This is a genomic window from Paraburkholderia sp. RAU6.4a (assembly GCF_050435625.1).
In the GTDB taxonomy this organism is placed as follows: domain Bacteria; phylum Pseudomonadota; class Gammaproteobacteria; order Burkholderiales; family Burkholderiaceae; genus Paraburkholderia; species Paraburkholderia tuberum.
Genome location: NZ_JBNDKQ010000001.1, coordinates 358,753 through 381,091, shown reverse-complemented (window position 1 = coordinate 381,091; position 22,339 = coordinate 358,753). Strand labels below are relative to the sequence as shown.

The 22,339-nt window shown below is 63.1% G+C and carries 14 protein-coding genes and 1 pseudogene; 6 read left to right on the top strand and 9 right to left on the bottom strand.

The genetic code is table 11. The features are described 5' to 3' along the window. Window positions 1-649 precede the first annotated feature (649 nt). The 4 genes from OKW40_RS01660 to OKW40_RS01645 form a co-directional block, all read right to left on the bottom strand. Window positions 650-2,677, bottom strand: a complete 2,028-nt coding sequence (locus OKW40_RS01660; protein ID WP_184053387.1) for a hypothetical protein — start codon at window positions 2,675-2,677, stop codon at window positions 650-652. Window positions 2,678-2,687: 10 nt separating this feature from the next. Next, window positions 2,688-4,121 (bottom strand): site-specific integrase, encoded by a 1,434-nt coding sequence (locus OKW40_RS01655; protein WP_184053385.1) that lies wholly within the window; start codon window positions 4,119-4,121, stop codon window positions 2,688-2,690. A 165-nt stretch (window positions 4,122-4,286) separates the two neighbouring features. Beyond that, on the bottom strand, window positions 4,287-5,591 hold the full coding sequence (locus OKW40_RS01650) for a cation:proton antiporter (protein ID WP_429360377.1): 1,305 nt from the start codon (window positions 5,589-5,591) through the stop codon (window positions 4,287-4,289). Window positions 5,592-5,921: 330 nt separating this feature from the next. Continuing rightward, on the bottom strand, window positions 5,922-7,958 hold the full coding sequence (locus tag OKW40_RS01645) for a protein-L-isoaspartate(D-aspartate) O-methyltransferase (RefSeq protein ID WP_429487854.1): 2,037 nt from the start codon (window positions 7,956-7,958) through the stop codon (window positions 5,922-5,924). Between the two features lie 150 nt (window positions 7,959-8,108). Between OKW40_RS01645 and OKW40_RS01640 the strand changes: the two genes are divergently transcribed. Next, window positions 8,109-8,621: a CinA family protein gene (locus OKW40_RS01640; RefSeq protein ID WP_429488466.1), complete on the top strand. Its 513-nt coding sequence runs from the start codon at window positions 8,109-8,111 to the stop codon at window positions 8,619-8,621. Between the two features lie 84 nt (window positions 8,622-8,705). Here the strand turns inward: OKW40_RS01640 and OKW40_RS01635 are convergent, their stop codons facing one another. The 3 genes from OKW40_RS01635 to OKW40_RS01625 form a co-directional block, all read right to left on the bottom strand. Next, on the bottom strand, window positions 8,706-8,984 hold the full coding sequence (locus OKW40_RS01635) for a DUF2934 domain-containing protein (protein WP_184059073.1): 279 nt from the start codon (window positions 8,982-8,984) through the stop codon (window positions 8,706-8,708). Window positions 8,985-9,285: 301 nt separating this feature from the next. Then, window positions 9,286-9,558: a DUF6723 family protein gene (locus OKW40_RS01630; protein ID WP_184059249.1), complete on the bottom strand. Its 273-nt coding sequence runs from the start codon at window positions 9,556-9,558 to the stop codon at window positions 9,286-9,288. A gap of 168 nt (window positions 9,559-9,726) precedes the next feature. Continuing rightward, a complete protein-coding gene (locus OKW40_RS01625) occupies window positions 9,727-10,287 on the bottom strand; it encodes a hemerythrin domain-containing protein (RefSeq protein WP_429487852.1) in 561 nt (186 codons plus the stop codon). A 142-nt stretch (window positions 10,288-10,429) separates the two neighbouring features. Between OKW40_RS01625 and OKW40_RS01620 the strand changes: the two genes are divergently transcribed. The 3 genes from OKW40_RS01620 to OKW40_RS01610 all read left to right on the top strand — a co-directional run bounded on the left by OKW40_RS01620 (window position 10,430) and on the right by OKW40_RS01610 (window position 17,039). After that, window positions 10,430-11,509 (top strand): glycosyltransferase family 4 protein, encoded by a 1,080-nt coding sequence (locus tag OKW40_RS01620; RefSeq protein ID WP_429487851.1) that lies wholly within the window; start codon window positions 10,430-10,432, stop codon window positions 11,507-11,509. Window positions 11,510-11,862: 353 nt separating this feature from the next. After that, the gene (locus OKW40_RS01615; protein WP_429487849.1) at window positions 11,863-12,852 is read left to right on the top strand and encodes a chemotaxis protein CheB; all 990 of its coding nucleotides are present in this window, start codon (window positions 11,863-11,865) and stop codon (window positions 12,850-12,852) included. A gap of 104 nt (window positions 12,853-12,956) precedes the next feature. Further along, on the top strand, window positions 12,957-17,039 hold the full coding sequence (locus tag OKW40_RS01610; protein ID WP_429487848.1) for a CheR family methyltransferase: 4,083 nt from the start codon (window positions 12,957-12,959) through the stop codon (window positions 17,037-17,039). A 56-nt stretch (window positions 17,040-17,095) separates the two neighbouring features. Here the strand turns inward: OKW40_RS01610 and OKW40_RS01605 are convergent. After that, a pseudogene (locus tag OKW40_RS01605) lies at window positions 17,096-17,491 on the bottom strand (phophatidylserine decarboxylase associated domain-containing protein); the annotation flags it as partial. A 103-nt stretch (window positions 17,492-17,594) separates the two neighbouring features. Here OKW40_RS01605 and OKW40_RS01600 point away from each other — a divergent pair. Together OKW40_RS01600 and OKW40_RS01595 are read left to right on the top strand one after the other, a co-directional pair. Further along, window positions 17,595-18,302 (top strand): PIG-L deacetylase family protein, encoded by a 708-nt coding sequence (locus tag OKW40_RS01600; protein WP_429488465.1) that lies wholly within the window; start codon window positions 17,595-17,597, stop codon window positions 18,300-18,302. A gap of 58 nt (window positions 18,303-18,360) precedes the next feature. Then, a complete protein-coding gene (locus OKW40_RS01595; protein WP_429487846.1) occupies window positions 18,361-19,293 on the top strand; it encodes a glycosyltransferase family 2 protein in 933 nt (310 codons plus the stop codon). Window positions 19,294-19,324: 31 nt separating this feature from the next. Here OKW40_RS01595 and OKW40_RS01590 read toward each other — a convergent pair whose 3' ends face one another. Beyond that, window positions 19,325-22,018 carry an ATP-binding cassette domain-containing protein gene (locus tag OKW40_RS01590; RefSeq protein WP_429487844.1) on the bottom strand — a complete coding sequence of 898 codons (2,694 nt, stop codon included), beginning with the start codon at window positions 22,016-22,018 and terminating at the stop codon, window positions 19,325-19,327. Window positions 22,019-22,339 lie beyond the last annotated feature (321 nt).

Here is a 22,339-nt window from a genome sequence, read left to right as displayed (position 1 = left end):
GCTCAGCAACAGTTCTCCTCTTTGCAGTCTTCGCAAGCGAATCGACATATTCGAGTGGGACATGCCTTAGAAAGGCCGCTGGAACGTCCGCCTCGTTCGCTGATATGCTAGAGACGAATGAGGCGATGGACACCGCGAAGAGCTTAGGAAGTATGTCGTACGCAAGGCCCCGTATGGTTGTCGGATCAAGAGAGGAATCACGGCTACGAAATCCGACCGGACCAATCCGAAGCAGAAGCAAGTACCGTGTGATGATCAGAACTGCCCCCTCCACAATTCGGCCAAGCCTCTCCGCTTCCGATTCCCGACCTCTCGCGTTCAAGGGCGTCCCCTCAGGACATAGTCCCTTCATGGTCATGGGTAGAAAGTGAATAATTCGGCTTCGTAAATCCACATGTAGTGTTGCTTGGCCAACCTGCGTAGGCGCCCAATCACGCGGTGTATCCCAATAGCCGAACTTGCTCCCATGCCGGAGGAGAGACTGAATCGTCGTCAGACTGTCGCTGCCAGCGCGCTGTATGGACTCGACCTCCACCCGCAGACGCGCGCGGTTAGCAGTCCCGTCAACACCATTCTCGTCAAATACTTGACAGTCTAAACATTCTTCTTGCGGCACTGACCGTTGCGAGACATTTCTTTTGCTCATCGCTCAAACGCCATCTAGGTCAACGACACGATGCTCACCCGAGTTCACTCGCTTCCGCCATTGTTGCAGGCGCAACTCGACCTCTCGCCCGTCGAAATGCTTCAGTGCGAATTCTGTATTTTCAATCTCTTCTCCGAACGATGATTCAAGAAATGCGGTAACAGATATGTGTGATTTTATGTACTCAAGTTCTACGAAACGCATGCAAAGTCCATCAATGCTCTCAGCAAAGACTACGCCATTCTCTAAACATAGTGTGCATCTCTGAACGGGACAATTCGATTTCCCATCGGGAACAAAATCTGGCGCGATGTGGCGTGGAGGATTGTGAGGATCTTTACATCCCATACCGATTCGGCTACGACTCAATTTCCGGTATTCATCGAGCCGCCCCCTCTGGCTCGTTGTCACGCTTCCATCACGGGAACGTATGGCGAGAATAGCCGGATCGACCTTCTCGGTCTGCCTGATTTCATCCCATAGATTCTCGCTGAAAATCATGTAGAGCTTGTCAGTCTCTGCGTTGACAAAAGTGTTGTCTACGTACCTTACCGTGGACTTAAGCGTCTTCTGTCCTAACGCCTTCATGACATATAAGAGCATTCCGCCACTGACCCGATAGGCATACTCAGCGAATGCATCTCTGAGATCCCCTGCCACAAAGCGTTGAATGCGCTTCTCTGGCGGACAACCACGATTCACGCGCTCGATAACGACGTTAATATATGAACCAGGGCCCGATGGAGAACGCCCATAGTCGTTGCTGCTGAGCCATTGCATGTCCGCCGGAGATCTATAGTTCGCATAGAGCCATGGTGACCGAACCCCGAGTTTCAACTCTTCGATTTTTTCTTTTAAATCGGAGAGATCTTGTGCGTTCGCACCGCTCGACTGAAGTGTGCGATATCGACCCTCCAATGCTATCAGGTTCTTCCGCAGCTGAGTCCTCAAAGGAGCCGTGCGCTCTATGAGAGCCTTTATGACCATCCCGGCAGAGCTTTGAGATTTGTACAACCCTTCATAAATCTGCTCTGAATTTCCGCGCCTTTTTTTCCCATACATGATATATCGGGTAGCATCCTTTGGATGCTGGACGATAAAGTCCTCGTCGACATCCAATTGAATTAGGACTGCAGCATTCCATCCGGTTGCAGCCAAACACAAATGAAATGCATCTCTAATATCAGATCCGTCTGGGTAAAATCCGAGAAACATATCTTCTATGCTATAGCCTCGCTTTCGGAAATGTTTTTCATTGACATTCCCGTAAAGCGCTTCGCTACGCGGGCGAGGTTGCGCATTTCTATTGACAGCCATGCGGAAACGTCTGTAGTTTCTTCGCAGTCTCTCGTTTTCCGACGAAGACGATTTTCCTCCGACCCGTAATAGATTGTCAGTCCGCTCCCATCGCCAGAGAAGTCGAAACCAAGAATGCTTTAATTCAATGCGAATCATCCTAATCCCGTCTGGTGGCGGGAGATAATTTTGGGGAATCGGATCTTTCATACCTGCCCAATGCAATTTGGGCAATTCCCGCATCCGCCTAGCAAGCTCTAGAAGACGCCGGAAGCGTCGAAACTGTGTGACGTCCATTCCACTTTCGACCGCGCGATTCCGATGGATTTCCGTTATATCTGACAAATTTTTCACGCGAATCACTGGCACGCCGCTCGAGACGCATTCTGACTCGATTTGGTCGAATATGCGCCACCAGTTGCGCAAAGTCGTGAGATCTAAGGCAACACTTGACGGCGCGAGATATTCAGTCAATGCCTGGAAGGCGGGGGCAACTTCATATATCAATTCAGGCCTTCCCCTGTACATTCCGTTCCAGAGCCCATACCCCCGTGGCTCCAGTTGCCCGTCCTTAAAAGGGTGAAGGTCCACGAACACCGGCTCGGAGTGTAGCGTCCAGAATTGCAGAGGGTCGCCAAATTCGGGGCGCTGCATTGGAATCGAAACCGGGGGCTTATCTTCTTCGGTTGGGTTATGCGGGCGTTTGTGATCCTTGTCGTGCTTGCGTATACTCATAATGTGTCCCTCAAGCGCCGTTGCCGACCGAACCACTATTTAAATCATCCTCGTAACTGATCCAAAGATTGTTCGCTATGAGGTTCATGAACCAGCGCAGGTAAATCATCGATGTCTCGTCATCCGCGTGTCCAAGTTGCGGTTGAATGACAAAACGAATGACATCGACAGCTGCCATCTCTAATTTCCGCTCCTGCGCGGCATCAACACGCCCGGCCGGAATATACGGTTTCATGTACGCGATGAGCGTTGCGCACGCCCACCAATCACGGCCTAGATGGCAAGACCAGCCGTCGTAAGGCAGTTCAACATTTGTCCATGCGTGGTAGAGTTGCTTGCTTGTGATGGGCAAGCCAGTTCGCTCGTCGAGGAACATGTGGACGGCGTTGTCGATTCGCTCCTTACGTTCGCTCTTTGTTCTAGCGCCGCTCACCCATATTTTGAGCGCAGCGATGCGGCCGTGCTTGGCTTTCCGGTATTCATCCCAACGCTGCGCAAGTTTTACTGGCACCCATATGGACCTGCTCGGTCCGATCTTGTCACCGTGGTCTTTTCCATAGTCTGGCCCCTTCGTTCCATAGCGGATGGAAATAAGAACCTTCTGCTGTCTCAGGGGAGCGTCTGGACTGTGCGTTCGCCAATTCCGCCTGTCCTCAGGCAGACCGTCAACTCTAAAGCGCGAGATCTCTGTCCGGCGCATTGCGGTGAGCAACACTGACTCACACATCAGCCCTTTCGCGTAGCCGTTGCGACGATAGACCGCGTCAAGCCATTTCCTAAGCTCCTGCTCGGTCGGCATCTGGAGAGTTCGTTTGTCTTTTCGAAGTCTTCCAGCCCGAACATCTTTCGTCGTTTCACTGTGTCCTCTCGAATTCGACGCCTTTCGCGATGAAACAGTTACGGTAACCGAAGGAATGTCGAACTTCGGCCGAAGACCTTTATCCACCATCCACAAGAGAAAGTTGCACGCATGGTCGACGCGCACATTTACGGAATTGGGAGCAAGTGGCTGACCGTCTCGGGACCACGTGCCTTCAACTTGTTCTTTCTGATAGCCGTCCCTAATTGCTGTGATGTAGTCACACGTCCGCAGATCAATTTTGCGGACGTCAGCATACTCAAGGAAGTTTGCTAACCAATCCGCATAATCCTTCATCGACTGGTCGGAGGGCAACGCCTCCGGAAGACCTACCCCACGTTTAACCGGGTCCCAAACACCCAACCCACGGTCAATCAAATACCGACTGCCCAATCGGTGGTAACCGGGACGTGAATCGAGTATGTAGGGCAAGCCCGCGACTTTTCCGAATCCTGCTCGGGTTGTCACGGACGGGTCGCTGTACATCACGTGGTAAGTCATCGTCGACAGCACCGAACGGTGAGGTAACTCGAAGCTATCGGAATCTCCCGCAACAGTCAACTTCCATCTGGTATTTTTGGGCATGGCTATAACGCGCCGACGTATCTCGCATGTGTCTGGATCAACGGGTTTGGTAAGCGCACGTATCCCCGGGCCGCGCGGATACATTGCGATACAAGGAGCGGCAAACGGGAGCCAGGCGGAGCGCGGCGCGACAACTCACGCGCGCCATCGCGCCCGTCGCTTCATTCAGCGACGCCGGTCGAAATACCGCCGCAACAGATAGTTCGCCGTCGAGCCATGCAGCAGCACCGACAACACGATCGCATCGAGCACGGCGGGCAGCAGCGGCGTCATCGCGCCACGCACGTATTCGAGGCCGAACATCAGGTAGTAAAACGCGCCGACGCCGCGAATCCCCATCCACGCCATCAGATGCCGCTGGCTATTGTCGATGCGCGCACCCATCATCGCGACGACGACGGACAGCGGCCGCGCGACGAAAAACAGAAACACCGCGGGCAACACGGCGCGCAGATCGAACATCTCGCGCCAGTGCGCGGACACGACGCAGCCGATGATCAGCATCAGCGACAACTCCGCGAGTCGCTCCATTTCGCGCATGAAGCCCATCATCGATTCGGCGAGGACCGCATGCGCCATTTCTGGATCCTGGGCGACATCGACCTGTTCGCCGTGCTGCACCTCGTCGAGCACTTCCGAGGGATTCTTGTCGCCCGTCGCGCGCAACTCCTCGTGACGGACGGCGACGCCGGCCACGAACACCGCGACGAACGCATACGCGTGCAGCAGCAGCGACGCGCCGTACGACGTCGACATCAGGCCTAGCGCGAGAAACCCGTCGAGACCGATCGCTTCGCCGTAGCGGGTGCGCAGAAAGAAGATCGCGCGCGCGAACACGATCGCAAACACACAGCCGATCACGAGCGCACTGACGATCCCCCACAGCACCGAGCCGACGAAATGCACGCCGCTGCCCGAGCCGAACAGCCTCGCGCCGGCAAGCGTCAGTCCCAGCACCGCAAACGGATAGGCGGCACCGTCGTTCAGGCCGCCTTCACCCGACAACGCGAACCGCACGGGCTCGTCGTCGCCAGCTTGCGTCACGCGCAGCTCGTTGGCGAGCACCGGGTCGGTCGGCGCGAGCGCGGCCGCGAGGAACAACGCCGCGCCGTCCGCGCGTCCGGTCACCAAAGCGGTGAAGCCGAACATCAAGGCGACGGTGAACAGCATCGCCGGGCCGCCGAGCCGCAGCGGCAACAACCACAGCGGATTGCGCAGCCGCACGCGCAGATGCATGCCGATCGAAAACAACGACACGACAAGCCCGACTTCAGCCAGCGTCGCGAGCAACGCGGTATTGCGGAGCAGATCGACCCCGACGAGCCCGGACACGGCCGGCCCGACCGCCACGCCGACCAGCAGATAGATCATCGCGCCGGTCAGCGGCAAGCGGCGGATCGGCCCGCGCGCGACGGCCATGAACGTGAGCAGCGCGCCGATCAGCAGGAACCAGACCGGTTCGTCCTTCATGGCGGAATCGCGAGCACGCGCGGCGGTGGCGGCAGCCAGGCCGCGTCGCCGCTAGCGCGCACTGCTCGCGCCATGCCGGCGGCACTGTCCGTGCTGAACCGCTGCTTGGTTCGCGCGCCCCGCATGTTCACGGTTCGCCTGGTCGCGGCTCAGCTCGCCGGGCGCCTTGCGCGCAGACGACGCCACTGGCAACACCCGACATCGCGGCGATGGCAAGGCGCTGTACAACCTTGTTCATGAGCGACCCCTCGGTTCGGACCAGCTGGAATGCACTGTCCGTTCCGTTGCAAGCCGCGTTCCTCGCCTGAGGCGTGAGCGTGCCGATCGCCCTCACACACCGAATGGAAAAGTCTCCGCCGCGTGGTTCTTTTCGTCGGCGGAAACGGGCAGCGCGCTCACCGCGCTCGTGCGATCGAACCACACGAACGCATCGAACTGCTCGGCCAGCGACGCTTCCGCGTAATGGCTATACCGCTCGGTCCCGGGACGGTAGATGACGCCGATGAAGCGCTCCAATAGCGGCGCGCGCAGCCGTTCGCGCAGCGTGTCGTGCATGCCGGGCCGCAGGTCGAGCAGGAAGCGCGGGAGACCCGTGCCGTGCATGCTGAATTCGACGCTGCCCTCGAGCGATGGCTGCACGGTTTTGACCTCCATCGGTCCGCCCCAATCGCTCGCCGCGGCGACCGTGCCGCTGTGCGTGCCAAACCCGATCAGCGCCGCCGCGTCGCCGAACTGCGCGCGACACAGCTGGCCGAGATTGATCTCGTCCTGCATGCGGCCCATCTGCGTGGCGCTCGCGTCGCCGATATGCGAGTTGTGCGCCCACGCGACCAGACGCGCCTGCGGCCCGCGGCTGTCGAGCGTATGACGCAGCGTGTCGAACATATGCGTGTCGCGCAGATTCCAGCTTTGCGGCCCGCCGTAGTACATCGCGCGATAGTAGTGCTCGGCGACCGCCACGAGCCGCGCGTTCTGCGCCGCGTCGAGGAAGCGCTCGCCGTCTTCGCGCGCATAGTCGAGCCGGCTTTTCAGCAGATCGCCGAGTTGCGCGACCACGTGTTCTTCGCACTGCGCGTAGCCGCCGCTCAACGCGGCGCGTCCATATACGGCCGGATCTTTCTGCCACGGACTGAGGCACCCATAACGCTCGCGAGCGATGCACGCCGCGGCAGGGTCGACGCTGTCGAGATAGCGCAATACCGCATCGATCGATTCGGAAAGGCTGTAGATATCGAGCCCGTAAAAGCGCGTTTCGCGCTCGGGGTGCGCGGCGTTGTGCGAGCGCAGCCACGCGACCAAGCCCATGAAGTCGGTGTTGCGCCACATCCAGGTCGGAAAGCGGCGAAACGGGCGGGACCGCCCGCCGGGCATCGGCCGATCGCGCACATGCCGGTCGACGATCGCGGCGTCGGGCCAGTCGGCCTCGACCGCGATCATCGAAAAGCCGTGCTGCTCGACGAGGCGCCGCGTGATCGCCGCGCGCGCACGGTAGAACTCCGACGTGCCGTGACTGGCCTCGCCGAGCAGCACGACGCGATGCCCGGCGAAGCGGTCGAAAAATGCCGCGAATTCCGCGGAATCGATGTCGGGCAACGGTTCGGCCGCGTCGCGAATCGCGAGTTCGAGCGCGGCCGGCATAGGTGCGGCCGGCATAGGCGTGAGCGGGATCGGCGTGGACGTGGATGCGGGCCGCAAATCCGCGCGCGCCGCGCCGCCTGGCTCCGGCCAGCCATCGTCGCCGACGAGCGGCACGAAGCGCACGTCGCCGAACGCATCTTCGTCGTAGTCGTGTTCGTCGCGCCGCACGATCTTCACGAGCCGCTGACGGCTCTGACTGCTGCCGACCGGCATCACGAGCCGTCCGCCCACGGCGAGTTGCATGCGCAGCGCTCGCGGCACACGCGGCCCGCCCGCCGCCGCGATGATCGCGTTATAGGGCGCATGCGCGGCAAGACCTGCGGTGCCGTCGCCGACATGCACTTCGACGTTCTCGTAGCCGAGCCGCTGCAAGCGCTCGCGCGCGCCCTCGGCGAGGCTCGCGTCGCGTTCTATGGAATCCACCCGGCCCGCGATCTCCGCGGCGATCGCGGCCGCATAGCCGGAGCCCGTGCCGATGTCGAGCACGCGATCGCCGGGCTGCAACTCGGCGGCCGCGAGCATCTTCGCGACGATGTACGGCTGCGAGATCGACTGCTCGCCGCCGATCGGCAGCGGCGTATCGTCATACGCGAATTCGCGCAGATCGGATGGCACGAATGCCTCGCGCGGCACGCGCCGCATCGCTTCGATCACGTAGTCGTCGCGCACGCCGCGTTGCACGATCTGCCGTTCGACCATCCATGCGCGCGCTTCGTCGAAATCGCTCATCGCCGCCTCCTCGCGAATGCGCAGCGCTGCGCGCGCCACGCATTGCGACGGGGCGGCGCGCGAGTCCGCTGCTCTTTCACGCTTCAGCAATGAGCATACCGCCGGCAGGTACTCGTGGCGATGCGCGAAACGTGAAGCGCGCCCGGACCGATCTTTGCTGCGCGCTTCTCGGGAGCGATTGCACGAACCAAATGCCGGTCCGAATCCTGCACCGGCGGTCAGATCGCGTCGTATCTGGCGAGCGTGCCGGGTAGCGGCGCGTGTCTCGATGTCGGCTTCGTCAGCTACTCGCCATCGGGCAAAGCCGGCTTTCTCGGCGTGCGGCAAAGCACGATGAAGCAATACGGGCTTACCAGCGAAGCGGTCGCGCGCGAAATGGCCGAGGGCGCGCTGCGCCAGCAAGGCTGCTGCGCGGACATCGCGGTATCGAACACGGGGCTCGCCGATAGCGGCGCGCATGGCGGCTCCGATGACGATCCGCCACCAGGCACGCAATGCTTCGCGTGGTCGTTCCGACGGCGCGGCAATGAGTTCACCACGTTCGCCGAGACGCGGCGCTTTTCGGGCGACCGCAACGACGTGCGATCGGCCGCCGCGCTGTATGCGCTGTCGCGCGTCGAGCATTACTTCGATCAACTCCCGCGCGTCGAGCGGGACCACTGATGAGAGAGCGCGACGCGCCACCAACGCGCATTGCCGGTGGCACCGACGCCATTGCCGGCGTCGGTATAAAGGGGCGGCGCTCGCTTATCCGGCGCGCGGCCGCGTGGCGCGCTTCGGCGGTTCGATGTCATCGCCCGACATTTCCTGCAGTTGCTCTTCGGGCGCGATGCGCGAGCCGCGCTCGCGCTCCGCGGACTGATCGGTCGGCTCCTGCGGCACGGCAGCGTCGTCGGCCGCGCCTTCCGCCTCGATCTGCCGGCGCGCTTCTTCCCAATGGTCGTCGGCTTTCCCTTCCGGCGACGGATCGTTTTCCCAGATCTGGTACGCCCGCGTGCGAATGCGGGCTTCGAGTTCCTTGTCCATATGTGCTTCTCCGTGAACGTGAGCGATGCCGCGGTACGGCGCCACATGCACCGTGCCCGAATGACGGCGAGCCACAGGCCAGCAAGCGTTGTTCCGCGCGTCGCACGTTCGTTCGATGGCACCCGCTATTCGACGTGCGAATCAAATCAGCGCGCCGCCGGACTGGTGCTCGAGGACGTCGACGTCGACGACGTCAGAACGAAAACAGCGGGCGCACAGATCCACCGCGTGCCAGTCGTGAACCAGGACAAGCGTTTGAAGGGGAGGGTGTCGCCAGGCGATATCGCGGCGGGCCGCGCGCTCACGCCTCGGGACAGGCAAGGTCGGCCGCGACGATTCGCGCACCGTACTCCTCGGCGGCGAGCCGCGCTTCCTCGATACTGTTGAACGGACCGACTTCGGGCGCGCCATCGAACGGGAACAGACGGCGGCCATCCACTTTACGGCTCACCAGTAGATCGGCATAGAATCGCCCATCGGCGCTGCGGCGCGCGGTGACGTAGATGGAAAAGTCGTCGCGCGAGGCGACCCCTGCCGCCAGATACGGCGTCAGTTTCAGCTTTCTCCTTGACATGGCTCTCCCCTGCTGCATTAGGCGATCCTGTTCTACCCTCCTGAAATCGATGGTAATGGACATGTAACAGGGTGCGCACGTCCGTAAGTGTCAACTTATGGACATGACTGTCGCAGCGACGTCTTAAACGAATCAGTGCGAGCGCCGCGCGCAAATTCAAGGCTCCCATCAGGTCTTGTCGCCGACCGCGCGACTGCCCGCCTCATTCAGCCTGGCTTGCAGCGTTTGCTTGCGCGCCGCGATCTTTTCACCGAGCGCGGCGAGATCGCAGCCGGTGCGCCGCAAGGCCGGAAAGAGTTCGCCTTCCTCTTCCTCGACGTGATGCCGCACGAGCTCGGACATGACCTTGAACGTCGCGTCGAAGCCTTTGTCGCCCGGCTTCAGCGTCTCGAACTTCGCGATCAGCGTTTTCACCAGAAAATGCTCGACGTAGGCTTCATCGACATCGAGCTTGTCGTCGTCGGGCAGCGCCTGTTGCGCGGCCGGATACAACAGCTCTTCCTCGATGATCGTGTGCATCGTCAGCTCTTCGCACGCGCGCTGCGTCAGCGCGGCTTTGGCTTCGAGCGTGTCGCGCTCGTCGCCGCGCGATTTGCCGAAGGCGTCGAACAGCTTTTCCACGGCGCGGTGATCGGCCTCGAGCCGCGCGAGCGCATCGGGCGTGCTCGCGGTTTCGCGTCGAGCGGTGGGCTGCGTGTCGTCGGTAGCGGATCGCGTTGGGCGGTTCATGGCGGCTCCTTCAATCGGTCAAGTGCCCGCATCGAGCAAACGCCATACCGCGCCAACGGTCCCGCGGCGGTACGTCACTTGCTGCTGGTGGTCCGGCGCGGCATGTCGCGCGCTAACCTCTCCTTCCTCTTTTCAACGACTGATGAGAATCGCCCAGATCGCTCCGCTTTACGAAAGCGTGCCGCCGTTCGCGTACGGCGCCACCGAACGCGTCGTGTCGTATCTGACCGAAGAGCTGGTCGCGCGCGGCCACGACGTGACGCTCTATGCGAGCGCCGATTCGAAGAGCGCCGCGCGGCTCGTGCCGATCTGCCCGCGCGGTCTTTGGCGCGACGCGAACGTGTGGGACACGCAAACCCATCACATCAGGCAGCTCGCGCGCGTGATTCGCGACGCGGACCGCTTCGACGTCGTTCATTTTCACGGCGAGCCGCTGCATTTCGCGTGGGCCGAGCGCCTGCCGTGCCGTACGCTCACGACGCTGCACGGCCGTCTGCTGCTGAACGATCATGGCCCGCTGTTTCGCGAATTCGCGCGCGTGCCGGTGGTGTCGATTTCCGTGAGTCAGCGCCGGCCCGTGTCGTGGGCGAACTGGCAGGGCACGGTCCATCACGGACTGCCGCTCGACCAGTTCGAATTTCAACCGATGGCCGGTTCCTATCTGCTTTTTCTCGGCCGCATGATGCCGGAGAAACGTCCCGATCTCGCGATCGAAATCGCCCGGCGCAGCGGCTTGCCATTGAAGATCGCCGCGAAGATTCATCCCGGCGAACGCGACTATTTCCGCGAACGCATCGATCCGCTCTTGCGCCGCTCGGGCGCGTTCACCGAATACCTTGGCGAAGTCGGCGGCCTCGCGCGCCGGCAATTGATCGAGAACGCGCGCGCGTTGCTGCTGCCGATCGAATGGGACGAGCCATTCGGCATGGTGATGATCGAGGCGATGGCATGCGGCACGCCGGTAATCGCGTTTCGCCGCGGCGCGGTGCCCGAATTGATCGAAGACGGCGTGAGCGGCCTGATCGTCGATAACGTGGACGAGGCCGTGCAAGCGGTTGCGCGCATCGACAGCATCGAGCGCGGCGCGTGCCGCCGCGCGTTCGAGCGCCGCTTCACGGCCGCGCGCATGACCGACGACTATCTGACGATCTACGACGCGCTGCTCGCGCACGACACGAGCGGCCGCCCGCGAGCAACGGGCAGTCAGCCCGCGCCGGTGTAATTGCGTTAACCGGACCGCCCGCGCGGCGCATCTCGGCTTCGCGGGGCGTCCGGCTCTGCATCACCGCGAGCACTGCCGCAGCGATGTCCACTTGCGGACCAGATTCACGAACTGGGTCGATTCGCCCGGCAGCTGATCTTGCACGACATTCGTCATATGCATTGTGCGAGCTTCGCGCGGCGCTTTCGGCCCGCGTGCCTGGATTGTGGCGGAGGCTGAAGACCGCCGTCGCCAAAAGAACGTTTTTACCGGCAACGCCCCAAAAAATGCAGCGACGGCATATGGCTTGCTAGTTTGTTTGACTAACAGGAAAGGTCCGCTTGCACGCCCCGCTTCCACGTCCCGGAGCCCACTTGACCCACCGCGACTTCATCGTAATCGGCACGTCCTCGGGAGGGGTCGATGCGCTTCGTTCGCTTGCCTCGCAGCTTCCCGTCGATATGCCCGCCAGCATCGCCGTCGTGCTGCATATCGGCGCGCATGGCAGCATGCTGCCCGCGCTGCTGAACCAGGCCGGACCGCTACCCGCCAAGCACGCACAGGATGGCGAACATTACGCGCCCGGCAGAATTTACGTGGCGCCGCCCGATCGGCACCTCGTCGTCGAGGATGGGCTACTGCGGCTTCTGCACGGCGCGAAAGAGAACTTCGCGCGCCCGGCGATCGACCCTCTCTTTCGCACTGCGGCCGCGCAGATAGGGCCACGCGCGATCGGCGTGATCCTGACCGGCCTGCTCGACGACGGCACCGCGGGCCTCGAAGCAATCCAGGCGTGCGGCGGCGCGACGCTCGTCCAGGACCCTGCCGACGCGTTCGCGAGCGAGATGCCGCGACATGCATCGCCGTTTGCCGACCACGTGCTGCCGCTCGATCAAATGGGGCAATGTTTGGTAAAACTGACCGGCGGCAACGCCGGCGCGCTGGGAAAAAACGGCCGTGCGCGGCGCGAGGCGACCGATCGCATCGTTCTCGAACAGGACGCGTGGCTGGCCGGCACCACGGCATTCGAAGCAATCAGGGGACTCGCGACGCCCTCGACTTTCACATGCCCCGAATGCAACGGCACGCTGTGGCGCATGACCGGATCTCGAGTGATGCGTTATCGCTGTCATACCGGTCATGCGTATTCGGCCGCGTCGCTCGGCGACGGCCGCATGACGGATGCCGAGGACTCATTGCGCAAGGCGCTGCGTGCGCTGCGCGAGCGCGAAATGTTCAGCCGCGAGTTGCGCGACCATTTCGCCAAAACCGGAGATACCGCCGCCCAACAGCGCGAGGAGGATAATGCGCTGCGCGCGAGGCACGCGGCCGAACTGCTGCAGTCGATGCTGATGGAAAAATGAGTGCGATGCGGGATAATAGCCGTCCGAGCCAGCAAGAAATGGGCTCGTCGCCCTATAAAAATCCACCGCTGAACACTATCCTTTCCAAGAAGGGACACGCAGCCATGTCAAAGAAGCGAGGGCAAACTCTGCCTAGCCAGGCACTCTATCCGATCGTCGGTATCGGCGCATCGGCGGGGGGGCTTAACGCGCTGACGGAATTCTTCGAGGCGCTGCCCGCGCACACGTCGATGGCCTTCGTCGTGGTCGTTCACCTGTTGCCGGATCACGAAAGCAATCTGGCCTCACTGCTGCAGAAAGTCACCAGCATGTCCGTGCAGCAGGTCACAGGCCCCACGCCGATCGAATCGGACCACGTCTATCTGGTCGCGCCCTCGTTCGAGATGATCATGGTCGACGGCTACCTGCGCGTCACGCGGAAGCTGCCCGAGGAAGGACGCCGCGCGAGCATCGATCTGTTTTTCCGCACGCTCGCCGAGGCGCACCGCGAACGCGCGATAGGCATCGTGATGTCGGGAGCGGGCTCGGACGGCTCGGTCGGCTTGTCGCGCATCAAGGAAATGGGCGGCATCACGCTCGTGCAGGACCCTTCCGAGGCCGAATACGACAGCATGCCGCGCAGCGCAATCGCGACCGGCATGGCCGACTTCGTGATGACCGCGGCCGAGATGCCGCAACGGCTGCTCGATCTGTGGTCCACCGCGCGGGAAATCCATCTGCCGGCCGCGGAGACGGACGAGCCCGAGGAAGACACGGTCAACGAGTCGGCCGAGCGCGCGCTGCGCGAAATCATGGTGATTCTGCGCACCCGCACCGCACACGATTTCCGACATTACAAACGGGCTACGGTTCTGCGGCGTATCGAACGCCGGCTGCAAGTCAACGGCATTACCGACCTGCAGGTGTATCGCGATTATCTGCATCTGCACCCTGAAGAAACCCAGGCGCTGTTGCAGGACATGCTGATCAGCGTCACCAATTTCTTCCGCGACAAGGAAGCGTTCGACGTGCTCGAACGTGAAGTATTGCCGCCCCTGTTCGAAAGCCGCGGCGAACAGGACCGCATCCGCGTGTGGTCGGTGGGCTGCGCGACGGGCGAAGAAGCCTATTCGCTGGCGATGCTGCTGCAGGAACGCTCGCTGAAATCGCCCGAGGGCGTGTCTTTTCAGGTATTCGCGACCGACATCGACGAGCGCGCCATTTCCCTCGCGCGCGCCGGTGTGTACCCGGACTCGATCTCCGCCGACCTGACGCCGGCGCGCATCCGCCAGTTCTTCACGAGGGACGCCGCGCATTTCCGGATCAAGAAAGAGCTGCGCGAGCACATGCTGTTCGCCCACCATAACGTGCTGAGCGACCCGCCGTTCTCGCGGCTCGACATGATCTGCTGCCGCAACCTGCTGATCTACCTCGACCGCGAAGCGCAGATCGAAATCCTGAAGATGTTCCACTTCGCGCTGCGTCCCGGCGGCATGCTGTTCCTCGGCAGCTCGGAGTCGGCCGACGGCGTGAGCTCGATGTTCACCGTGGTCGACAAGCGCAACCGCATCTATCGCGCGAACATGGCGGTACGCAGTGACACGCCGCTGCCGATCGCGATTTCCGGCACCATGAGCTCGCGGCCTGTCGTGACCACGGTGCAGCCGCCGGGGCGCCGGCGCTTTTCGTTCGGCGATCTGCATCAGCGGCTCGTCGAGCAATATGCGCCGCCCAGCGTGCTGGTGAGCCGCGAATCCGAAATCGTTCATCTGTCCGATCGCGCCGGGCGTTTTCTGCAGTATTCCGGCGGCGAGCCGTCGCACAACATCGTGGCCGTCGTGCGTCCGGAACTGCGGCTGGAACTGCGCACCGCGATCTATCAGGCCTTGCACACGAACCGCAGCGTCGAAGCGCGCCGCGTGCGCATCGAGCGCGATGGCCGGTCGTACTTCGTCAACATGACCGCGCGGCCCGTGCACGATCCGGAAGCGAACGCGGACTTCGTGCTGGTGCTGTTCGACGAGGTCGAGGACAGCGTGGCGAACGCCGAAACGGCGCCGGCCGACGTGCAGAAAGACCCGATCATCACTCAGCTCGAACGGGAACTGCAACGCACGAAGGAACAGTTGCAGTCCACGATCGAGCAGTCGGAAACCTCAACCGAGGAGCTGAAGGCATCGAACGAGGAATTGCAGGCGATCAACGAGGAACTGCGCTCGGCGACCGAGGAACTCGAAACCAGCAAGGAAGAGCTGCAATCGATCAACGAGGAGTTGACCACGGTCAACGCGGAGCTGAAGTCGAAGGTCGAGGAAACCGGCAAGATCAACGACGATTTGCACAATCTGATCGCCGCGAACGACATCGGCACGATCTTCGTCGACCGCAACATCTGCATCAAGCGCTATACGCCGCGCGCAACCGACGTCTTCAGCATCATTCCGTCGGACATCGGCCGTTCGCTGCTCGACATCACGCACCGCCTCGAATACGACAAGCTCGCCGACGACGCGGCCGAGGCATTCGACTCGTTGCGCCTGATCGAACGCGAGCTGAAGAGCAACGACGGGCGCTGGTATCTCGCGCGCTTCGTGCCTTACCGCACGACCGAAGACCGCATCGACGGCGCGGTGCTGTCGTTCATCGATATCACCGGGCGGCGTCAGGCGGAAGACCGGCTGCGCGAAGGCGAGCGGCGCATGCGCATCGTCGCGGAAAGCACGCGCGACTACGCGATCATCACGTTCGACGACAACGGCGTGATCAACAGCTGGAACGCGGGCGCGGAACGGATTTTCGGCTATACGGAAGCCGATATGATCGGCCAGTCCGCCGACATCCTGTACACCGAAGAGGACCGCGCCGACAACGTCGCGCAACGCGAGTTCGCCGAAGCGCGTCTGAATGGCCGCGCCGAAGAGGAGCGCTGGCATTTGCGCAAGGACGGCACGCGCTTTTTCGCGAGCGGCGTGCTGTCCCGCCTCGACGAACCGGGCATCAGCGGCTTTGCGCAGATCACGCGCGATCTCGGCGAATATGTGAACGAACCGACCTCGGGACGCGGCACCCATGTCGAATCGCTGCGCGCGGCAAGCGAGCGCGACGCGCAGCGGCGCCGCGACGAATTTCTCGCGGTCGTGTCGCACGAGCTCAAGCATCCGCTGAACCTGATTTCGGCCAGCGCCGAGCTGATCGCGCGCGCGCCGGAAACGCGGCAGAACCTGAACGTGTCGCGCGCGACCGATACGATCCGCCGCACCGTGATGGGCCAGGCGCAAATCATCGACGATCTGCTCGACATTTCGCGCGTGCGCACGGGCAAGCTGTCGGTCGTGCGCACCGTAGTGGACATGCGCGAGATCGTGCAGCGCGTGTGCAGCGCGGTGCAGGACGATACGGCGCAGCGCGGCGTCGCGTTGAGGGTCGACATCACCGATGCGCCCGTGATCATTCACGCGGACCTCACGCGGATCGAGCAGATCGTGTGGAATCTGATCAGCAATGCGCTGAAGTTCACGCAGCGCGGTTCGATTCAGGTGTCGTTGCAGGTCAACGATCACGCCGAGGCCGTGCTGCGCGTCAGCGATACCGGCATCGGCATCGAGGCGTCGCTGCTGCCGCATATCTTCGAGATGTTCCAGCAGAGCCGCGATCCGGGCTTGCGCCGCGGGGGCCTCGGCATCGGCCTCGCGCTGGTGCGTGATCTGGTCAACCTGCACGGCGGCGCGGTGCGTGCGGAGTCGGACGGCGTCGGCCGCGGCGCGACTTTCACGGTGACCCTGCCCATCCACCGGCTCGCCACCCGCACGAGCGCGGATATCGAAGTCACCGCCGAGCCGTTGAAAGGCACGCGCATCCTGATGGTCGACGACGACGCCGCGACCGTCGAAACCTTCAAGCTGCTGCTGGAAAGCGAGGGCGCCGAAGTGCGGACCGCGACGAGCGGCGAGGAAGCGTTGACGATCATCAACGGCAACGCGCCCGATATCATCCTGTCCGACATCGGCATGCCGGGCATGGACGGCATGGAGTTCATCGGCAAGCTGCGCGGTATGCCGGCGATGAAGTCCGTGATCTGCGTCGCGGTCAGCGGCTTTGGACAGCAGGCGGACGTCAGTGCGGCCGAACAAGCGGGCTTCGACGCGCACCTGAAAAAACCGGTGGTTCTCGAAGACCTGATGAGTATTTTCGCGCGGCTGCGCGGCTGAACTAGCGGCTTGACGGGGCGCAACGCATCTATCCGTTGCTTTGCGACGACGACGCGTTGTGCGAGGCCGATCCGTTTGTCGGCCTCAGGGCTGAACCAGCCGTCGGGCGACGACGTATTTAAATGCGCGCGTGAATGCGGGCCGCTCAGGAAGCCACACCAGCAGTTCAGCACGTGCTTGAGTTGCGCGTTGAGCGCCGGGTCGCGAAACAGCGCGTAGCCGGACGGCATGCACATCGGCTAGTCGAGCACCGCGTTCAGCGGACAGTGAATCACATCGGATTCGCTGAACGGCGGTGCGTAGGTCATCAGGTAGTCGACGATCGTCATCAGCTCGTCGATCGATGCATAGCCGAGCACGTAGCCCGCCTCTTGCGCCTGAATGATGGCCCGCGTCATATCCATGCGCAGCACCGGATCGCCTTCGATCAGCGCGCGTGCGTGGCGCCGTGCGCGCACGTTCGCGTAGTAGTAGAACCGCAACGGGAGCAAGTGCTATTCCCGCACCGACCCTTCGCGCACCGCGCCGGCGGAATGCAGCTTGCTACTCGCCGGTATGGAATCGGACCAGCGCTTGCTCGTCATCTCACCGCATCTCGACGATGCGGTCCTCAGTTGCGGACTGCTGATCGCCGCGCATCCCGGCACGGTCGTCTGCACGGTTTTCACCGCGCCGCCCGCCGAGAACACGACGACCGATTGGGACCGCGCGGCCGGTTTCGCCGACGCGTTCGAAGCGATGCGCGCACGTCAGGCGGAAGACCGGGAGGCGCTAGGGTTGTTGTCGGCGATTCCCCTGCATCTGCTGTTTCGCGACGCGCAATACCACGCATCGCCTGATGCGGACGAGTTGATCACCGCGTTGAACCACGCTGTTTCCGAAACAAAACCCACGCTGATCGTGATGCCGTTGGGCCTGTTCCATTCGGATCACGTTCTCGTGTCCAATGCCTGTCTCGCCCTGATGCGGCGTCAGCCAGCCACTCCGTTCATCGCCTATGAAGATGTGCCCTACCGGCGCATGTCCGGCGTCGTGCAAGCGCGCCTGTCCGACCTCGCGAAACGCGGCTATGCCGCCAACACGCCGCATGCGTTGAACGTGCCCGACACCACGCAACACGAGCATATGAAGCGCGCGGCAATCGACGCCTACCGCAGCCAACTGCGCGCATTCGGTCCCGAAGGACAGGCGAGCCTCTTTTCGCCTGAACGCTGTTGGCAGCTTGGCCGCGACGAATCGGCTCCAGCTACGCAAAACGCGTGACGTACGGCACAAGGTTTGCTGCGTCGTCGCAGTCCAACCGTCGAAGCGATTGCACAGCATGCAAACCAAAGCCCCCCACCCGCGTATTTCGGTCGTCGTTCTCACGTATAACCGTGCGGGCGAATTGCTCACTACCCTGGAACGTCTGCTCGCGTTACCCGAAAACCCGCCGATCATCGTCGCCGACAACGGTTCCACCGACAACACGGTCGCACTCGTCGAAGCGCGCTATCCGAGCGTTCGCGTCGTCGAATGCAACGGCAATCTCGGCGCGGCAGGGCGCAACCACGCGGTCGCGTGCGTCGAGACCGACTATGTCGCGTTCTGCGATGACGACACCTGGTGGGGCCCGGGCTCGCTCGAACGCGCGATGCAATTGCTCGATGCATGGCCGCGCGTCGGTGTGCTGAATGCGCGTGTCGCGGTCGGCGCGGACAACACGACGGATCCGACCTGTGCGTTGATGCGCGCAAGCCCGCTCGGCCGTGTCGGTCTGCCGGGGCCCTCCTTGATCGGCTTGATGGCGGGCGCGTGCGTGTTTCGCGCGGCGCTGTATCGCGAGATCGGCGGCTATGAGCCGCGTCTTTTCATCGGCGGTGAGGAAACACTCGTTTCGCTCGACGTGCTCGCGTCGGGACATGCGATCGTCTACTGCGAGCAGTTGACGCTCCATCACCATCCGTCGCCGGTGCGCGACAGCGCGTTGCGCCGTCGCATGCTCGCGCGCAACGCCGCGTGGGTCGCATGGCTGCGTCTGCCGTTGGGCGAAGCGTTGAGCGCGACTGTGCGCGCCCTCGACGTATTCGCGCGGGAAGGCACGCTGATGCGCGACGGCACCGAATTACTGGCCGGGCTGGCGTGGACCGTGCGAGAACGCCGGGTGGTCCCCCGGTCGATCCTCGCGATGCGCGACCGCGTGCGCGCGGCCGAGCGCAATCTCGACGCGGCCGCAACGACGACTGTTGGTGGCAAGTTCGACGCGCCGATCTGAGACCTCGCTCAGACCTGAATCGCGCGCATCATTATCGCGGCAACGCCGTGTCCGTGCGCGACGGCGCCTGCGCGAGCCGCCGGATCGCGGCGATCAGTTCTGCGGGCGCCATGGGCTTGTGCAAGTGCGCGTCGAAACCCGCGGTGCGCGCACGCTGTTCGTCGAGTGCGTCCGCGTAGCCGGTCAGCGCGATCGCGGGCAGTGGCCTGCCGCGTATCGACGGCCGCCCGCCTTCCAGTGCGCGCAAACGGCTCAGCACGTCATAGCCATCTTCGCCGGCCAGCATCAGATCGCACAGCAGCACGTGCGGCCATTGCGCCGGGTCCGTCGCGCGCAGCCAGTCCAGCGCTTCGGTGCCCGCTGCACATAGCCGTACGCGTGCGCCGCTCGTGCTCAGCACCGCTTCGAGCGCGTCGCGCGCTTCTTCCAGGTCGTCGATCACGAGCACGAACAGGCCATCGAGCGCAGCGGGCTCCGCCGAATCCGGCGCCGTGGGCGCCGACGCCAGTGGCGGTTGCGCATCCGCGACCGGCCGCAGCGGCAGCATCGCCACATAGGCGAGCCGCCCGTTCAGCGGCGTCAGCGTGAAGCCGCCGCCCGCGGCCGCCAGCGCGCTTTCCATCTGCCGCGCCACCGCCTGCGATAGCTCGGCCGGCTTGTCGCCCATGCCGAGCACGCTGAACCACACATGATTGCCGTGCCGCTGCGCGCGCAACGCGATGCGCTGCCCCGGGCTCGCCTGCGCGATCTCATTGCGGCACAACTCGGCGATCAACGGTTGCAGCACGCTCGGATCGCCGGTCACCCGCAGCTCGTGGTCGGACGGCTCCGCGTAGACGACGACGCGCTGCTCGGCGATCTCGTCGTGCAAGGCATCGATCACACCCGCCGTCAATGCGCTGACGCTGACCGATCGCGCGGTCAGCCGGCGCTGCGCGTGTTCGAGTTCACCCTGCTGCCATTGCAGCGACCACATCTTCGCGTACACGCCCTCGCGCGCGAGCAGTTCCCGATGCGTGCCCTGCTCGACCACCTGGCCGTGCTCCATCACCAGAATCCAGTCCGCGTCGACGACGGTAGAAAGTCGATGCGCGATCACGATCGACGTGCGGCCTTGCGCGAGGCGCGTCAGCTCGGTCTGGATCGCGCGCTCGGAGCGCGTGTCGAGCGCCGAGGTCGCCTCGTCGAACACGATGATGCGCGGGTCCTTCAGAATCGCGCGCGCAATCGCGATGCGCTGCCGCTCGCCGCCCGATAGCCGCACGCCCCGCTCGCCGACGCGCGTGTCGTAATGGTCGGGCAAGCGCTCGATGAACTCGTCGAGCTGCGCGGCCCGCGCCGCCCGCACGACGTCCGCGCGCGTCGCCGACGGACGTCCATAGGCAATGTTGTAGGCGATCGTTTCATTGAACAGCACGGTGTCCTGCGGCACGATGCCGATGGCCTCGCGCAGACTGCGCTGCGTGAGCATGCTGAGGTCCTGCCCGTCGATGCGGATCATGCCGCGCTCGGGCCGATAGAGGCGAAACAGCAGCTTCACGAGCGTCGATTTGCCCGAGCCGCTGCCGCCGACCACCGCGAGCGTCTTGCCCGGATACGCGTGAAAGTCGACATCGCGCAGCACCTGCCGAGCCGTGTCATAGCCGAAATCGACGTGTTCGAACTCGATCAGCCCCGCGCCGACCTTCAGCGGCTGCGCGTCGCGCGCATCGATATCCTCGCCGACGCGGCCGCGCGCCGCCAGAATCACGAACATGCGCTCGACGTTGACGAGCGCGTCGTTGGTCTCGCGAAACACGAAGCCGAGCGTGTTCAGCGGCATGCAGATCTGGATCAGGTAGGCGTTCACCAGAATCAGGTCGCCGACGCTCATGCTGCCGGCCACCACGTGCTGCGCGGCGAGCAGCATGACCGCCGCAACCCCGAGCGCGATCACCGCGCTCTGTCCCACGTGCAAGGCGGTCAGCGCGTTCTGGTTAGCGATGCGCGCGTGCACCCACTTCTCCAGCACGTTGCCGAGCCGTTGCGTCTCGCTTTCTTCGGTCGCGAAGTATTTGACCGTGTCGTAGTTCAGCAGACTGTCGACGAGCCGCCCGTCCGATTGCGCTTCGAGCAGATTGACCGCGCGCTGGAATGCGACGCGCCGCCGCGTGAACACGAACGTATAGCCCGCATACAGCACGAAGGTCACGACGATCACGAGCATGAATTCGCGCGCGTAGCTATGCACCATGATCGCGACGATCACCGCGATCTCGAAGAAGGTCGGCACGATCGCGAACAGCGCAGTGCCGAGCAGAAAGCCGATGCCGTCGGCGCCTTTCTGCACGTCGCGCACGATCGCGCCAGTCTCGCGCCGCGCGTGAAAGCGCGCGCTCAACCGATGCAGATGCGCGAAGGTCCGCTCGGTCAGCGCCGCGACCGTGCGTTGCACGACGATGCTGAACACGACGTCGCGCGCCTCGTTCAGCGCGTCGCCGAAAAATCGTAGCAGCGCATAGGCGAGCACGAGGAACACTGGAAACGCCACCTGCGCGAGCGGATGGCTCAGTTCGTCGACGATGTGCTTCAGCGTGAGCGGCATCAGCACGGTCGCGAGCCGCGCGGCGATCATCAGCGCGAGCGCCCCGCTGGTCTGCCAGCGATAACGCCATACCGCATGCGCGAGATCGCCGACGATTCGGCGCGTCAGTTCGGAGCGAGGCGGCGGGGCGGAATTCGGCATGAGGTCGTGGTGGGAGCACCCGGAAGGAACGTCGCACAAGTGTGGCGTCGCGCAAGCGGCGCGCCCGGGCGCAAGCAAAAAAGGCGCTGGCTCCAGCCCTTTTCCGCGCACTTCTTACTTGTTAATTGGGCGGGGTCCTTCGCCCATCCTAGTACCGGCGCGGCGCAAGCGGTTCGAAGTTACATGACCGTATGTAGAAACAGGGGACGCCACAGCGCTTCTCTACCCACGAAAAAGGACACGCTACAGCGCTTCGTACGGTTCCGCGCGACGTTTGCGTCGTTTGTCCGCACCGCAGGATGCGAATGGCACACCACATGC

What these genes read in the sequence shown, in the direction of transcription:
- OKW40_RS01660 (WP_184053387.1), bottom strand. Translation starts at nt 2,677, where the DNA reads ATGAGTATACGCAAGCACGACAAGGATCACAAACGCCCGCATAACCCA.
- OKW40_RS01655 (WP_184053385.1), bottom strand. Translation starts at nt 4,121, where the DNA reads ATGCCCAAAAATACCAGATGGAAGTTGACTGTTGCGGGAGATTCCGAT.
- OKW40_RS01650 (WP_429360377.1), bottom strand. Translation starts at nt 5,591, where the DNA reads ATGAAGGACGAACCGGTCTGGTTCCTGCTGATCGGCGCGCTGCTCACG.
- OKW40_RS01645 (WP_429487854.1), bottom strand. Translation starts at nt 7,958, where the DNA reads ATGAGCGATTTCGACGAAGCGCGCGCATGGATGGTCGAACGGCAGATC.
- OKW40_RS01635 (WP_184059073.1), bottom strand. Translation starts at nt 8,984, where the DNA reads ATGGACAAGGAACTCGAAGCCCGCATTCGCACGCGGGCGTACCAGATC.
- OKW40_RS01630 (WP_184059249.1), bottom strand. Translation starts at nt 9,558, where the DNA reads ATGTCAAGGAGAAAGCTGAAACTGACGCCGTATCTGGCGGCAGGGGTC.
- OKW40_RS01625 (WP_429487852.1), bottom strand. Translation starts at nt 10,287, where the DNA reads ATGAACCGCCCAACGCGATCCGCTACCGACGACACGCAGCCCACCGCT.
- OKW40_RS01620 (WP_429487851.1), top strand. Translation starts at nt 10,430, where the DNA reads ATGAGAATCGCCCAGATCGCTCCGCTTTACGAAAGCGTGCCGCCGTTC.
- OKW40_RS01610 (WP_429487848.1), top strand. Translation starts at nt 12,957, where the DNA reads ATGTCAAAGAAGCGAGGGCAAACTCTGCCTAGCCAGGCACTCTATCCG.
- OKW40_RS01600 (WP_429488465.1), top strand. Translation starts at nt 17,595, where the DNA reads ATGGAATCGGACCAGCGCTTGCTCGTCATCTCACCGCATCTCGACGAT.
- OKW40_RS01595 (WP_429487846.1), top strand. Translation starts at nt 18,361, where the DNA reads ATGCAAACCAAAGCCCCCCACCCGCGTATTTCGGTCGTCGTTCTCACG.
- OKW40_RS01590 (WP_429487844.1), bottom strand. Translation starts at nt 22,018, where the DNA reads ATGCCGAATTCCGCCCCGCCGCCTCGCTCCGAACTGACGCGCCGAATC.